We start from the raw sequence: 15,225 nt of genomic DNA on the forward strand, positions 1-15,225 counted from the left end.
CCACCCACGAGGGGCTGCGCCGTCCGCCGGAAACTACGCCGAAGGCGCGGGCTTCTGCCGAAGCAGGCTGATCGCCAGCCCCCCCACCACCAGCACGCCCAGACCCAGCAGCGCCCACAGCAGCCACGCCTTCCAGTCATGCTGCGGCTTCAGCGCGGCATCGCCAGCCAGCGGCTCCGGGCTGCCCTCCAGCCGTGCCAGTGTCGGTTGCCATGACGGATCATTGCGCTGCCGCAGCTCCTCGATCAGTACCCCGATCGGGGCTTCGGCCCGGCGCGCGGTCGCACTGCCCACCGCCAGCGCGTAGGGCGCAGCGCCCTGGCTCAGGAACACCAGCACTTCCGGCTGGTAACCCAGGCGCAGGGTCGGCGCAGTCGCAGAGTCGGCCGGGTTTGCCACCAGTTTCCAGTAGCGGTCGCGGTACACGCCGCCCAACGGCTGCGCGGCCGACTGCTGGCGCTGGCCCTGCGTTCCCTGCTGCACCTGGTAGGCGATCCAAGGTGCGCTGCGGCGCTGCCAGTCCGCGCCCGGGTCGTCGCGGCTGAACAGCGTCCACTGCACCAGGCTGTTGTCGGTGCTGGCCACGTCGGCACGCGCCACCGGGAAGCGGCCGTCCATCTCGAAGGTGTACTCGCCCTTGCCCGCCGCAGCAGGCTCCAGCGACAGCCATTCCCACGGAATCGTGGCCGGTGCCGGTGGCAGTTCAACCAGTACGCTGCGCAGGGCCGGCAGGCGTGCGTCGCCCTGTGCCAGCACGCGCAGGTAGCGCGCTTCACCGTCCACCTGCAGGCGGCGCTGCAGCAGCCGCTTGCCGGCACGCTGCAGATCCACCAGCGGAATGTCGCGGCCCAGCGGACGCCAATGCTGCAGGTCGTCGCTGGCATCAAGCTGCACCTGCGCCTGCAGAGGCTGGCCACTGTCGGCCCAGTCCAGCACCAACGCGGCCACCGGCTGCTTGTCCAGCACGCTGGCGTCGATCAGCCAGCCGCCCTGCGCGTTGGCGGCCACGCCGGCACCCACGCGCGCCTCGACGCGACGCACGCGGCCGTCGGTATCACGTTCGGTCAGCAACTGCAGATCGTTGCGCTGCGCTTCGGCCAACGGCGGCAGCGCGAACCAGGGCAGCTCACGCTGCACCGGCGGCTGCGCCAGCGGCTGGTCCGGCGCCAACAGCGCCGAAGGCAGTGACTGGCCGGCCGCGTTGAACACCTGCAGATCGCCGAGGTCGGCGGCCCCGGAACGGCGGTAGATCGCCGGTTCCAGCACGATACGGTAGGCGCCGGATTGTGCACTGGACAGCGTCAGCGGCCATTGTTCGGCGTACTGCGATCGATACTCGGCGGCCTGCGCAGCGACAGCGGCCAGCAGGCCGAACATCGCCGGCAGCAGTGCCCTGCTCCACGTCTTCATGGGTTTTCCTCCACGGTCGGCGCCGCGCTGGGCGGTGCCGGTGCCAGATAACCCACGACCGTGCACAGCAGGCCGTAGGCGATGAACGATGCGATGCCCAGCAGGTTGCCCAGGTGCTGACGATCGACAAGGACCAGCTTGGCCAGCACCACGCCCATCAGCACCGCGCCGACCATCCACAGCACACGCTGGCCGCGGCGCGAGCCCCACACCCAGGCGATCACGCCAAGGACGCTCCAGAGCACGGTCAGGCTGGTCTGCGCCAGGCTGAAGCGCATCATCGACGCGCTCCACGACAGCCCTCCCCACTGATGCACGCCATGCAGCACCAGGCTGGTGAGCGCGACAAAGACCGACAGTGCCAGCAGCGCCGTGCGGATCTTCAGCAGCGCCTGCGGCGCCTGCCCGCTGTACAGCCAACGCGCCAGCAGCAGCAGGCTCAGCCACTGCCCGAGCTCGGCCGGGTTCAGCACCGGCAGCCACAGCAGCGGCGCAGCATCGCCCGGCAACAGCTGGCCGAGCAGCCAGCCGATCGACAGCAGCCCGAACAGCACACACTGCAGCGGCGCGCGCGCGCGGTCGAACGCTTCACCCAGCGGCCAACGCAGTGCGCTCCAGCGCCACAGTGACAGCGCAGCCATCAGCAGCCACGGCAGTGTGATCAGCAGCAGCGTCCAGCCCTGCGCCAGGCCAGCCTCGCTACTACCCCACAGCGCCAGCAGCGAAAGCAGCGACGGCCACAGCAGCCACCACAGGAACTGCGCGATGCGCGCCACGGTGTCGCCGCCCTGGCGCAGGCACAGCAGCGTGCGCACACCCAGCAGCGCGAACACCGCCCAGGCCAGCGCGCCGTAACCGGCGAACGGCTGCTGGTGCGCATCGCTCTGCATCAGGGCCAGCGGGAATCCCAGCGCCAGCATCGCCAGCGCGGTCACGCCCAGCGCACGCCCCGGCTGGCGGCGCTGCACCTCGGCGGCCAGCCACGCGGTGATGGCTGACAGCACCAGCAGCGCATCGGCTTCGGCACGGTGCGGGAAGAAGCGGAAGATCTCGTGGACAAGGCCCCCCAGCCACCACAGCAGCCCCCACAGGTAGTAGACCAGTGCGACCTCATGGCGCGACCTGCGCTGGTAGCTCCACGCCGAGGCGAACCCGGCCAGTGCCAGCAACAGTGCCCCGACCGCCGTTGGATTGAGCAGGAAGCGCGCGTCTTCGAGCCAGTGGTCGGCGCCTGCAACGAAGGCGAACGCAGCGCCGATCTGCAGCAGCGCGCCGGCCACCTGCGGCAGCCAGCGCTTCTGGCGCAACCCCAGCCAGGCCAGGCCGGCGCCTTCCAGCGCGAACACCGCGCCGGTGGCCCGCGCCGACAACGCCAGCGGCACCGCCAGCGTGGCAAAGCCCACCGCCAGCACCGCATGCGACTGCGCCAGCACGGCATACGAGGTGCGGGCGATCAATGCCCTTGCCAGCACGGCGTAGATCGCCGCCAGGCCCAGCGCGCACAGCGCCAGGGTCATCGGCTGCTCATGCAGCATTCCTGCCTGCAGCGAGAACGCCACCAGCGGCGTGCCGAACACCAGGCTGCCATCGACCAGGTCGCGCCGCCCGGCCGGCTGCCGGCGCGCGTACAGCAGCGGGATCACCAGGTAGAAGGCGAAGAACAGCAGCAGGAACGGTTCGGTGCTGGCGAACTTGTCCGGCGCGTACTGCAGCACGCCCCAGAACGTGCCGATGCCGAAGGTGAAAGCGAAGCCCAGCAGGTTCAGCGCGCGCCACGGGCGGAACCAGGCGATGGCGAAAATGCCGGCGTTGAGCACCGCGTAGTAGCTGAACAATCCCACGTGGTTGCCACTACCGGTGGACAGCCACAACGGCGCCATGAACCCGGCCAGGATGCCCAGCACCGCCAGCGTGCGCGAGTTCTGCACCACCGCCAGCACGCACAGCCCGGCCACCAGTGCGATTGAACTGGCAAAGGCGAACCCCGGGGGAATCAGGTCGAAGCGCTTGAAGGCTGCGAAGATGGTCAGCAGCAGCACGCCGATGGCGCCGCCCTGCAGGGCCAGCGCGAACAGGCGCCTGCGCTCGCGCTGATGCCAGCCGAACGCCAGCAGGCCCAGCGCACCGGCGGTGATGCCGGCCAGGCGCAGCTCGATCGGCAGCACCAGCCAGCCCTGGTCGCTGACGTACTTCAGCAGCGCGGCGACGCCGGCCAGCAGCACCAGCATGCCGATCTTGACCGGCACATTGCCTTCGGTGAACCAGCGCTTGACCGCATGGATGCCGCGTTCGATGAGGTTCGGCAGTGGCGGTTCGGCCGGCAACGGCGGCACGACGGGGGCCGATGGCACCGGCGGCGGCGCAGCCGGGCGCGACGCGGGCACATCGACGCGGGACGCCTCGGGCACCGGCGGCTGCGCTGCGGCCACCACCGGCCGGACGAAGGGCGGATCAGCGCTGGCGACTGGGGTCACCACCGGCCGCGCAGGCGCCCCCTCGGCGGCGACAACCGGGGCCGGTCGGGCAGCCGGCGCTGCGGCCAGCGCGCCTTCCAGGGCGGCAACACGGCGGCGCAGCCCGGCGATCATCACCAGTGCCACCACCAGCAACAGCGGAATGGCCAGCAGAACCAGGACAACCAGGGCGATCAGTGCTTCCATTGCATGCCTTCCAATGCGATCCCGCGCCCCAGCGGCGGCGGTCGACCGGCCCATGCTACGACAGGCCCAGCCCCATGAACGACGAACCCCGGCCAGGCCGGGGTTCGTTTGCGATCCTGGCCGGCCTTACTTGGCGGCGACGACCCTGGCCATTTCCAGGCACTTGTTCGAGTAGCCCCACTCGTTGTCGTACCAGGTCACCAGCTTGACGAAGGTGCCGTCCAGGGCGATACCCGCTTCGGCGTCGAATACCGAGGTGCAGGTCTCACCACGGAAATCGGTGGCCACCACCTTGTCTTCGGTGTAGCCCAGGATGCCCTTCAGCGGGCCTTCGCTCTGCGCCTTTACCTCGGCGCAGATCTCGGCGTAGGTGGCTTCCTTTTCCAGCTCGACGGTCAGGTCGACCACCGACACATCCGAGGTCGGGACGCGGAAGCTCATGCCGGTCAGCTTCTTGTTCAGCTCCGGAATGACCACGCCGACGGCCTTGGCCGCACCGGTGGAGGAGGGAATGATGTTTTCCAGGATGCCACGGCCGCCGCGCCAGTCCTTGTTGGACGGGCCATCGACGGTCTTCTGGGTGGCGGTGGCCGCATGCACGGTGGTCATCAGGCCGCGCTTGATGCCCCACTTGTCATTGATGACCTTGGCCAGCGGGGCCAGGCAGTTGGTGGTGCACGAGGCGTTGGAGACGATGGCCTGGCCGGCGTAGGTCTTGTCGTTCACGCCGTAGACGAACATCGGGGTGTCGTCCTTCGACGGCGCCGACATGATGACCTTCTTCGCGCCGGCATCGATGTGCTTCTGCGCGGTTTCCTTGGTCAGGAACAGGCCGGTGGATTCGATCACCACGTCCACGTCCACGTCGTTCCACTTCAGGTTGGCCGGGTCGCGTTCCTGGGTCAGGCGGATCTTCTTGCCGTTGACCAGCAGGTCGTTGCCCTGCACCGCCACGTCGGCCTTGAAGCGGCCGTGCACGGAGTCGTACTTGAGCATGTACGCCAGGTAGTCCGGCTCCAGCAGATCGTTGATGGCCACGATTTCGATGTCGTCGCCGAAGTTCAGCACCGCCGAGCGCAGGACGTTACGCCCGATGCGACCGAAACCGTTGATACCAACCTTGATTGCCATTTCTCAAGCTCCTGCGGCCGCGACGGGTGCGGCGGGATGGATAGGGCCCACAAGTCTAGCAAACCGGGGCTGGCCACCGTGGGCCAGCCCCCGGGCGCAGCGGGCCGGCGGACAGGAATTGATCCGGATCAAAGCGTTAGCGCGGCGTGAGGCCGAGACTGTCGCCATCCACCCCGCAACGAGATCCCCCCATGCGCAAGACCTCCTCCCTGATCGTGGCCAGCCTGGCCGCCGCCCTGTCGCTTGCCGCCGCCCCGGCCATGGCCCAGTCCAAGGGCGACTGGACCGTCTCGGCCGGCGTGCACCAGGTGGCGCCGAAGTCGAACAACGGCTGGCTGGCCGGCGGCACCCTGAAGGTCGACGTCGACAATGACGTCAAGCCGACCATCACCGGCGAGTACTTCATCGCCGACAACCTGGGCATCGAAGTGCTGGCGGCGCTGCCGTTCAAGCACGACATCAACATCAACGGCCTGGGCCGCGTCGGCAGCACCAAGCAGCTGCCGCCGGTGGTGACCGTGCAGTACCACTTCAACAGCAAGGGCAAGGTGTCGCCGTTCATCGGCGCCGGCGTGAACTACACGACCTTCTTCAGCGAAGACACCACCGGCGCACTGAAGGACAGCCGCCTGAAGCTGCAGGATTCGTGGGGCCTGGCCGCGCATGCGGGCATCGACTTCGCGATCGGCGAGAAGGGCGCGCTGCGCGTGGACATGCGCTGGATCGACATCGACAGCAAGGTGAAGTTGAACGGCGAGAAGATCGGCACGGTCAACATCGATCCGCTGGTCTACGGCGCGTCCTACGTCTTCAAGTTCTAAGCGGTGTGTTGAGCGCGGGGGCTTCGCCCCCGCTCCCCCGCTACACGCAGAACCCTCGCAGCATGTTGCCCCGGTAATTGCCGGGGCTTTTTTGTGCCTGTGACTGAAGCGGTTCCGGAGCTGGGGCAAGGCAGGGAGCGGAGCCGGGACGCGCCGTAAACCCATCCCTGGGGGCTCGATGGCGCCATCCATGGCGCCAACGGTCCCGGCTCCGCTCCCCGCCTTGCCCCTTCCCATCACCGCGTGCGTACCAGCTCAAGCAAAGGCAAGAGCAGAACCCGTGCATCCGAGGCGCAGTGATTGCCTGTAATTGCAGGAGGCCGATTTTGATCCTGCATTTGTTTTTGATGTTGCATTTGACGTTTGCATCCGCCTTCGCGGTCATGTTGGATGGGGGCTGCAGGGGCAGGCGCTGCGGGACCGTCCGCGGCATGGATGCCGCGGCCGAGCTTACAGGGACGTACTTGCAGCGTGTCCCGCAGCGCCTGCCCCTGCAGCCAGCCCCCAGCAGACAGGAACGCGCCGCTCTTCAATCCACCTGCCCCGCTAGAATGTGCGCATGAAAGCCCTGCACTCCCTGTTCCTCGCCGCCGCGCTGGCGCCGGCCCTGATGTCCGCCTCCGCCCCCGCTCATGCCTGGGGCGCACAAGGCCACCGCCTTGTCGCCGAAGTCGCCGACGCCCGCCTCACCCCCACCGCTCGCGCCGAAGTGGACCGCCTGCTGGCCACCGAGCCGGACGCCACCTTGGCCAGCATCGCGCCCTGGGCCGATCAGCTGCGCGCCAAGGACCCCGGCCTGGGCCGCCGCTCGGCCGGTTGGCACTACGTCAACATCGCCGAAGACAACTGCCATTACGAAGCACCCAGGCACTGCAGGAACGGCAACTGCATCGTCGAGGCCCTGAAAGCACAGAGCGCCATCCTCGGCGACCGCAGCCTGACCGACGGCGAGCGCCTGCAGGCACTGAAGTTCGTGGTGCACCTGGTCGGCGACATCCACCAGCCCATGCACGCCGGTTACGCCCATGACAAGGGCGGCAACGATTTCCAGCTGCAGTTCGGCAACCGCGGCACCAACCTGCACTCGCTGTGGGACAGCGGCATGCTCAACACCCGCAAGCTCGACGACACCGGCTATCTGCCCGTGCTGCAGGGCCTGCGCGCGCCGAAGCTGGCGCGCCAGTCCAACCCGCAGCGTGACCCGCAGGCCTGGGCCGAGGCCAGCTGCCGCATTTCCATGCAAGCTGGCGTTTATCCGGCCACGCGTAAAATCGGTGATGAGTACACCGAGCGCTACCGGCCGCTGGCCGAAGCGCAGCTGCGACTGGCCGGGGAAAACCTGGCGCAGTTGCTGAACCGCGTGCTCGGCACGCGTTGAGGAGCGTTCCGATGTCAGTCCAGGTGCAGTCGTTCTTCCACCGTGACAGCAACACCTTCAGCTACCTGGTCAGTGACCCGGCCAGCGGCGAGGCGGCGCTGATCGACCCGGTCCTGGACTACGACCCGGAGACCGACGCCAGCAGCGAGGCACCGCTGCGCGAAGCGCTGCAGGCCATCGAACAGCAGGGCCTGCAGCTGCGCTGGCTGCTTGAAACCCACGCCCACGCCGACCATGTGTCGGCCGGGCGCCGGCTCAAGCAGCGCTTCCCGCAGGCCACGCTCGCCATCGGCGAAGGCATCCGCGCGGTGCAGGCGACGTTTGCACCACGCTATGGCCTCCAGCTTCCTGCGGCCGATGAAATCTTCGACCACCTGTTCAGCGACGGCGAGACCTTCGCTCTGGGCGAACTGCGCTGCCAGGTGATCGCCGTGCCCGGGCATACCAGCGACAGCGTCGCCTACCTGATCGGCGATGCCCTGTTCAGCGGCGACTCGCTGTTCATGCCTGACGGTGGCACTGCCCGCTGCGACTTCCCGGGCGGTGACGCCGCGCAGCTGTACCGCTCGATCCGGCGCCTGCTGGCCCTGCCCGATGCGACCCGCGTGTTCGTCTGCCACGACTACGGCCCGGGTGGCCGCGCATTCGCCAACGAAACCACCATCGGCGAACAGCGCGCGCACAACATCCACGTGCATGACGGCGTGGCCGAGGCGGAGTTCGTCAGCGTGCGCCAGGCCCGCGATGCGTCGCTGGCCGAGCCGGCACTGATGCAGCCGGCGGTTAAGGCGAACATCCAGGGCGGGGCCTGACCCACGCTGCTGCACTCGCCGGGCATGGCCCGGCGCTACCCGCCCTGTGTGCGCACCACATGCTGGCCCTTCACGATCTCGAAGGTGAAGGCGTACTGCAGGGTGACGGCGACCGGCTCGACCCGCTCGGCGCTGCGGCAGTCGCCCCGGTCAGCCGGCACCTTGCCCGCTGCGAAGTGGCAGACCGCGGCGGACGAGTACTTCCACATCGCAACCGCCTCCTGCGCGGCCTGCAGCAAGGGCGCATTCTCCGCTCTCGCGCCCTCACGGCATTCACTGCGGTCGGTCAGCGGCGTGCTGCGTTCAACGCTACCCTGCGCATCCACCACCACCTGCAGGCAGACCGTGGTCGGCGGCAGCGCCGTGCGTGGGTCGCGCTCGCCCACCACCGGATCGGGAGCCGTATGCAACTGCGGCATCCGATAGCCCTCGCTGTCGGCCAGTGTGTAGGGCTGGATCTGGCCGGCGCCGCCGGCGGCACCGGGCCGCAGACGCTGGTGCCCGACATTCTCGCTGCGGGTATCGACCGTCGTCAGGTGCGCCTGGCTTGCGCACCCGACCAGCAGCGCCGCCATCATCCACAGCGGTGCCCGCCTCACTTCGTTTCCTCGGTCTCATCCATGGCGTAGGTGATCGGAATGCGGACGGCACTGGCCACCGGCTTGCCGTTCTTCCGCGCCGGTCGATAGGTCCAGCTGCGCGCGGCGGCGATGGAAACGGCATCGAACACTCCGGGATTGGTGGCGCTGAGCACCCGCACATCGGTGGGATGACCCTGTGCATCCACCTCGATGCGCAGGTTGACCACGCCCACCTGGCGCTGCTCGAAGGCGGATTTCGGATAGGACGGCGGCGGCATCCTGTCGACCTGGACCGGACTGTCCAGCCCCGCCCTGGCCGCATCCTCTGCAGCGTGTTCGAACGGCTCGACACCGATCCGGCGACCTGCCGCCGCACCGCCCTGGCTGGCCCAGGCCACCGCCGCCATTCCCGCGCACAACCCGACCACCAGCACCTGACCCGACACCCACGGCAATGCCTTCCGCTTGGACTGCTTCAACATGGCGATACGCTCCTTCAACACGGGTTGGCTGCGCCAAGGGCAGATCGCGGGCGCAACCGGATGGACCAGCTGCGCCTTCAGCAGCGTGCTGGCATAGAGGCCGCGCAGCGCGGGCTGCGGGGCAATGGTGCGGGCATCGCAGGCCAGTTCCTGGTCGCGCAGGAAACGGCGTGCCGCCCATGGCAGAAGCGGGTGGAACCAGAACACTGCGCGCACCAGCAGCAGGGCGCCGTTGGCCCAGTGATCGCCATTGCGGCGATGGCTGCGCTCGTGCTGCAGGATCAGGTTCTGCTCCTGCACGGTGAACTGCTGATCGAATTGCGGACCCACCACGATGCGTGGCCGCCACAGGCCGACCAGCGCGGGCAGGCCCGGATCAGCGCTGGCCTGCCAACTACCGTCGGCACGCGCGTGCAGCTGCCCCATGCTGCGTTCGAAGCGGCGCTGCGCACGCAGATCGCGCAACAGGCGGATGCCCACGCCCAGCGCCCACGCCAGCAACAGCAGCCAGGCCCACGGCAACGACGCCCCGCTGGGACCACCGGCAGCCCCCGGCATCACCTTCAGCGGCAGCGTCGGCACCTGCTGCAGCAGCGCGACCTCGGGCAGCGGCAGCAACAGCGCCGCCAACAGCAACGGCAGCAGCCACCAGCTGCGGTAGGCCAGCGTGGCGCCCCCCAGCCGGACCAGCAGCGGGCGCAACGCGGCCAGCACAAGCGCCCCGACCGCCAGCCACAGGCTGCCCTGCCACAGTCCCTCAAGCAGCTCATTCATGGTCCAGCTCCTGGATCAGCTTCTTCAGTTCGGCGATGTCCTGTGCGCTGAGCTGGCCGCGTTCGCTGAAGTGCGCCACCAGCGGCGCTACCCTGCCTTCGAAGACGCGGCCGATGAAATCCTGGCTCTGCGCCTCCACCCAGGCCTGGCGCTGCAACAGGGGCCGGTACAGATAGCGCCGGCCATCACGCTCGGCAGCGATCGCGCCCTTGGTCAGCAGGCGATTGAGCAGGGTCTTGATGGTCGGCTCGGCCCAGTCGCGGTGGGCCAGCGCAGCCACCACGTCCTCGGCGCTACGCGGTGCCTGCTGCCACAGCACCTCCATCACAACGGCTTCGGCTTCGCTGATCGGGGTCATGGTTTACATCCGTAATCGACAGTCCGATTACGCGCGTAATCGAACCCTGTGTCAAGCCCCTCGACTCGGGGTTCATCGCCTCTGCGCCAGCATCGCTTCCTCCCGTCCCAGGCCCCGGATGAAAGCGCTGCCCAAGAAGGATTTCCCGGTCGAGCAGGCCCGCCGCTTCCTCGAACCCGGCCCGATCGTGCTGGTCAGCACCGCCTGGCGCGGCCAGCGCAACCTGATGACGATGGGTTGGCACATGGTGATGGGCTTCTCGCCATCACTGGTCGCCACCTACCTGTGGCACGAAAACCACAGCTTCACCCTGGCCCGTGGCAGCGCCGAGTGCGTGATCAATGTGCCCGGCGTGGAGCTGCTCGATACCGTGGTGGACATCGGCAACTGCAGCGGCCGTGAGGTCGACAAGTTCGCCCGCTTCGGGCTCGACGCCTTGCCCGCGCGCGAGGTCGGCGCGGCGCTGGTGGGCCAGTGTCATGCCTGTTTCGAGTGCCGCCTGTACGACGACAGCCAGGTCGACTCAAGCAACCTGTTCATCTGGGAAATCGTGCGTGCGCACGTTGCCCCGCGGCCGAAGCTGCCGCGCACGGTGCATTACCGCGGCGATGGGCAGTTCATGGTGTCCGGCGCGGAAGTCTCGCGTCGACGGCGGTTCAAGCCCGACATGCTGTAATGCCCGCACTCCCCACACGCAGGACCACCGCGCATGACCGAACACCTCACCGACCTGGACGCCGCCGTCGACTGGGTGTTTGCGCGCGTGGACGGGCCGTTGCGGATCGGGGCACCGCTGGCACTGGGCAAGCCGCATCGGCTGCTCAATGCCCTTTACGCACGCGTCGAGCAGGACCCGTCGCGGCCGCTGCAGCTGTATACCGCACTGTCGCTGAACCCGCCGAAGGGGCGCGGCAACGGCCTGGAGGCGCGCTTCATGGCGCCGTTCGTGCAGCGCCATTTCGGCGAGGATTTCCCGCGCCTGGCCTATGCCGATGCGATCGCGCGTGATGCACTGCCGGCGCATGTGCAGGTGGAAGAGTTCTACATGCAGTCCGGCGCGCTGCTCGGTTCGCGGCAGGCGCAATCCAGCTACACCAGCCTGAACTACACCCACGCCGCCGATGCGGTCGCGCAGCGCGCGCCGCAGGTGATCGTGCAGAAGGTGGCGATGCGGCCGAACGATCGCCGGCTGTCGCTGTCGTGCAACAACGACATTACCCAGGACACGCTCGATGCGATGACCGCTCGCGGGCTGCCGCGCCCGCTGCTGATCGCCGAGATCGATCCGCAACTGCCCTATCTGGGCGGCTCGGCCACGGTCGATGTGTCATTCTTCGATCTGGTCATCACCCCGCCGCCGCCGTACCCGGCGCTGTTCGGCCTGCCGCGGCAGCCGGTCGGCGATGCCGACTACGCCATCGGCCTGTATGCCAGCACGCTGGTACGCGACGGCGGCACGCTGCAGATCGGCATCGGCACGCTGGCCGACGCGCTCAGCCACGCACTGGTGCTGCGCCACACCGACAACGCGCGTTACCGACGTGTGCTGCACGCGCTGGACCCGCAGCTGGCCAGCCACCCGCTGGTGCAGGAGATCGGCGGCCTGGATCCGTTCGAGGTCGGCCTGTACGGCTGCAGCGAAATGCTCAACGAGGGCTTCCGCCGGCTGGTGCAGACCGGGGTGATCAAGCGCAAGGTGCATGACGACCTGGCGCTGATGCAGCGCATCGAGAACGGCAGCACGCTGTCCATCGACCACGCCACGCTGGCCGCCGAAGGTGAGTACCTGCACGGCGCGTTCTACCTGGGCTCACCGGAGTTCTACGAATGGCTGCGCACGCTGCCGGAAGACGAATGCCGTGCGATCGGCATGCGCCGCATCAGTGAGATCAACCAGCTGTACGGTGGCAACGAGACGCTGGAACGCCTGCAGCGCCGGCATGCGCGCTTCTTCAATTCCTGCATGATGGCGACCGCGCTGGGCGCGGCGGTGTCCGATGCGCTGGACGATGGCCGCGTGGTGTCCGGCGTGGGTGGCCAGTACAACTTCGTGGCGATGGCTCATGCCCTGCCGGAAGCGCGCAGCGTGCTGATGTTCCGGGCCGCGCGCGACGACAAGGGCCGGCGCGAATCCAACGTGCGCTGGAACTACGGTCACACCACCATCCCGCGCCACCTGCGCGACATCTACCTCAACGAATACGGCATCGCCGACCTGCGTGGTCTGACCGACGCGGACTGCGTGCGGGCGATGGCCGCAATCACCGAGGCCCCGTTCCAGGACGGCCTGCTGCAGCAGGCGCATGCCTCGCGCAAGCTGCTGGCGACTACGCAACCAGATCCGGAACGTCAGCGGCGCAACACGCCCCAGGCGCTGGCGGCGGCACTGGCACCGTTCCGCGCCGATGGCAGCCTGCCGGACTATCCGCTGGGCAGCGACTTCAACGAAATCGAGCAGGTGCTGGTGAAGGCACTGGGCTGGCTGAAAGCCAACACCCAGACGCGCGGCGACAAGCTGCGCACCGTCTGGGCAGCGCTGCGCCAGCCGGCCGGCGACGGCGACGCGGTGTACCTGCAGCGCATGGGCCTGCAGGCGCCGAAGGATTTCGCCGAGCGCCTGGACGCGCGCCTGCTGCGCCTGGCGCTGGCGCGCACCGCCTGAGAAAAAGGGGACGGAGGGGATCAAGTCGCATGTGCACAAACGACTTGATCCCCTCCGTCCCCTTTTCCTGCGGCAAAGAAAAGGCCAGCGTGCGCCGGCCTTTCCTTCATCACGCGGCGAGGCTGTTTACAGCGCCTTGGCAGCTTCCACCACGTGGGCAGTGGTGATGTCGAAGTGCTTGTACAGCTGGTCGGCCGGAGCCGAAGCGCCGAAGGTGTCGATACCAACCACCGCACCGTCCAGGCCGACGAACTGGCGCCAGAACGCGGTGACGCCGGCTTCCACCGCCACGCGCTTGCGCACGGCGTTGGGCAGCACCGATTCACGGTAGGCCGCATCCTGGCGCAGGAACACGTCGGTGGACGGCATCGAGACCACGCGGGTCTTGAGGCCGGCCGCGTCCAGCTGGGCCTTGGCTTCGGTAGCCAGCGAGACTTCCGAACCGGTGGCGATCAGGATCACATCCGGGGTACCGGCGGCATCGGCCAGCACGTAGCCACCACGCTCGATCTGGGCGATCTGCTCGGCGCTGCGCGGCTGGTGCGGCAGGTTCTGGCGGCTGAACACCAGGCAGCTCGGACCATCCTGGCGGGTGATCGCGGCCTTCCAGCTCACGGCCGATTCAACGGCATCGCACGGACGCCACACGTCGTTGTTCGGGATGTAGCGCAGCGAAGCCAGGTGCTCCACCGGCTGGTGGGTCGGGCCGTCTTCGCCCAGGCCGATCGAGTCGTGGGTGTAGACGTGGATGGCGTGGGCCGGGATCAGCGCGCTCATGCGCACGCCGTTGCGGGCGTAGTCGCTGAAGACCAGGAAGGTGGCGTCGAACGGAATGAAGCCACCGTGCAGGGCCAGGCCGTTGGCGATGGCGGTCATGCCGAACTCGCGCACGCCGTAGTACACGTAATTGGCGTTGGCGTCGTCGCTGGCGACCGATTTGCTGCCCTTCCACAGGGTCAGGTTGGAGTGGGCCAGGTCGGCCGAGCCGCCGACGATTTCCGGCAGCAGCGGTGCATAGGCTTCGATGGCCAGCTGCGAGGCCTTGCGCGAGGCGATCGTCGGGCCTTCAGCGGCCACCTGGGCGATGTAGGCATCGGCCTTGGCAACGAAGTCGGCCGGCAGTTCGCCGTGCGAACGACGGGTCAGCTCAGCCGCTTCGCCCGGGTACTGGCGGGCGTACTTGTCGAACAGCTGTTCCCACTCGGCCTGGCGCAGGGTGCCGGCACCATTGGCACGCCAGCCGTCGTAGATCGCCTGCGGGATCTCGAACGGGCCGTATTCCCAGCCCAGCTGCTTGCGGGTGGCTTCCAGCTCATCCTTGCCCAGCGGCGCGCCGTGGCTGGATTCCTTGCCCGCCTTGTTCGGCGAACCAAAACCAATGGTGGTACGGCAGCAGATCAGGGTCGGCTTGTCGCTCTGCGACAGCGCTGCCTCGATGCCGGCCTTGATGCTTTCCGGGTCGTGGCCATCGACATCGCGCACCACGTTCCAGCCATAGGCCTCGAAACGCTCCGGGGTGTTGTCGGTGAACCAGCCCTCGACGTTGCCGTCGATGGAGATGTGGTTGTTGTCCCAGAAGCAGACCAGCTTGTGCAGGCCCCAGGTGCCGGCCAGCGACGCCGCTTCATGCGACACGCCTTCCATCAGGCAGCCATCGCCCATGAACACCCAGGTGCGGTGGTCGACCACTTCCAGCTCCGGGCGGTTGAAGCGCTGCGCCAGCAGCTTCTCGGCCAGGGCGAAGCCCACGGCGTTGGCGAAACCCTGGCCCAGCGGGCCGGTGGTGGTTTCCACGCCCGGGGTCTCGTGGCGTTCCGGGTGGCCGGCGGTGTGGCTGCCCAGCTGGCGGAACAGCTTGAGCTGCTCGATCGGCAGGTCGTAACCGCTCAGATGCAGCAGCGCGTACTGCAGCATCGAACCGTGGCCGTTGGACAGCACGAAACGGTCGCGGTTGAACCAGTGCGGATTGCTCGGGTTATGGCGGAGGTAGTCGTTCCAGAGGACTTCGGCGATGTCGGCCATGCCCATGGGCATGCCGGGGTGGCCGGACTTTGCGGTTTCAACCGCATCGGCGGCAAGGAAGCGGATGGCGTTGGCCAACTGGCGACGGGTAGGCTGCGTCATGGTTCTGTCGGAATCGGGAGGCGGCCGCGGAC

12 protein-coding genes are annotated in these 15,225 nt (G+C 68.1%); 5 read left to right on the forward strand and 7 right to left on the reverse strand.

The window, feature by feature from the left end; genetic code table 11:
• Window positions 1-33: 33 nt before the first annotated feature.
• From ARC23_RS08010 to gap, 3 genes are all read right to left on the reverse strand, one after another.
• Window positions 34-1,410 (reverse strand): DUF3999 domain-containing protein, encoded by a 1,377-nt coding sequence (locus tag ARC23_RS08010; RefSeq protein WP_057496767.1) that lies wholly within the window; start codon window positions 1,408-1,410, stop codon window positions 34-36.
• The gene (locus tag ARC23_RS08015) at window positions 1,407-4,070 is read right to left on the reverse strand and encodes a DUF2339 domain-containing protein (RefSeq protein ID WP_057496768.1); all 2,664 of its coding nucleotides are present in this window, start codon (window positions 4,068-4,070) and stop codon (window positions 1,407-1,409) included. Before ARC23_RS08015 ends, ARC23_RS08010 begins: the two co-directional genes overlap by 4 nt.
• 126 nt (window positions 4,071-4,196) lie before the next feature.
• Window positions 4,197-5,201, reverse strand: coding sequence for a type I glyceraldehyde-3-phosphate dehydrogenase (gene gap / locus ARC23_RS08020; RefSeq protein WP_057496769.1), 1,005 nt, complete (start codon window positions 5,199-5,201; stop codon window positions 4,197-4,199).
• A gap of 191 nt (window positions 5,202-5,392) precedes the next feature.
• Here gap and ARC23_RS08025 point away from each other — a divergent pair, with 191 nt between their 5' ends.
• The 3 genes from ARC23_RS08025 to ARC23_RS08040 all read left to right on the forward strand — a co-directional run bounded on the left by ARC23_RS08025 (window position 5,393) and on the right by ARC23_RS08040 (window position 8,212).
• Window positions 5,393-6,022, forward strand: coding sequence for an OmpW/AlkL family protein (locus ARC23_RS08025; RefSeq protein WP_057496770.1), 630 nt, complete (start codon window positions 5,393-5,395; stop codon window positions 6,020-6,022).
• Between the two features lie 559 nt (window positions 6,023-6,581).
• Window positions 6,582-7,400 (forward strand): S1/P1 nuclease, encoded by an 819-nt coding sequence (locus ARC23_RS08035; protein ID WP_057496772.1) that lies wholly within the window; start codon window positions 6,582-6,584, stop codon window positions 7,398-7,400.
• Between the two features lie 11 nt (window positions 7,401-7,411).
• Window positions 7,412-8,212, forward strand: coding sequence for an MBL fold metallo-hydrolase (locus ARC23_RS08040; RefSeq protein WP_057496773.1), 801 nt, complete (start codon window positions 7,412-7,414; stop codon window positions 8,210-8,212).
• A gap of 35 nt (window positions 8,213-8,247) precedes the next feature.
• Here ARC23_RS08040 and ARC23_RS08045 read toward each other — a convergent pair whose 3' ends face one another.
• From ARC23_RS08045 to ARC23_RS08055, 3 genes are read right to left on the reverse strand one after another with little or no spacing between them, the layout of a single operon-like run.
• Complete coding sequence (locus ARC23_RS08045) at window positions 8,248-8,811, reverse strand: hypothetical protein (protein ID WP_057496774.1); 564 nt, start codon at window positions 8,809-8,811, stop codon at window positions 8,248-8,250.
• Window positions 8,808-10,049 (reverse strand): M56 family metallopeptidase, encoded by a 1,242-nt coding sequence (locus tag ARC23_RS08050; RefSeq protein ID WP_057496775.1) that lies wholly within the window; start codon window positions 10,047-10,049, stop codon window positions 8,808-8,810. Before ARC23_RS08050 ends, ARC23_RS08045 begins: the two co-directional genes overlap by 4 nt.
• The gene (locus ARC23_RS08055) at window positions 10,042-10,407 is read right to left on the reverse strand and encodes a BlaI/MecI/CopY family transcriptional regulator (RefSeq protein ID WP_057496776.1); all 366 of its coding nucleotides are present in this window, start codon (window positions 10,405-10,407) and stop codon (window positions 10,042-10,044) included. The genes ARC23_RS08050 and ARC23_RS08055 overlap by 8 nt, the downstream gene beginning before the upstream one ends.
• Window positions 10,408-10,525: 118 nt before the next feature.
• On the opposite strand from ARC23_RS08055, the gene ARC23_RS08060 reads away from it, so the two are divergent.
• Both ARC23_RS08060 and ARC23_RS08065 read left to right on the forward strand, forming a co-directional pair.
• Complete coding sequence (locus ARC23_RS08060; protein WP_057496777.1) at window positions 10,526-11,083, forward strand: flavin reductase family protein; 558 nt, start codon at window positions 10,526-10,528, stop codon at window positions 11,081-11,083.
• A gap of 33 nt (window positions 11,084-11,116) precedes the next feature.
• Entirely contained in the window at window positions 11,117-13,069 is a 1,953-nt protein-coding gene (locus tag ARC23_RS08065) for an acetyl-CoA hydrolase/transferase C-terminal domain-containing protein (RefSeq protein ID WP_057496778.1), read from the forward strand.
• Window positions 13,070-13,195: 126 nt separating this feature from the next.
• Here ARC23_RS08065 and tkt read toward each other — a convergent pair whose 3' ends face one another.
• Window positions 13,196-15,193, reverse strand: a complete 1,998-nt coding sequence (gene tkt, locus ARC23_RS08070) for a transketolase (RefSeq protein WP_057496779.1) — start codon at window positions 15,191-15,193, stop codon at window positions 13,196-13,198.
• Window positions 15,194-15,225 lie beyond the last annotated feature (32 nt).

This window comes from Stenotrophomonas beteli, assembly GCF_001431665.1.
Taxonomy (GTDB): Bacteria; Pseudomonadota; Gammaproteobacteria; order Xanthomonadales; family Xanthomonadaceae; genus Stenotrophomonas; species Stenotrophomonas beteli.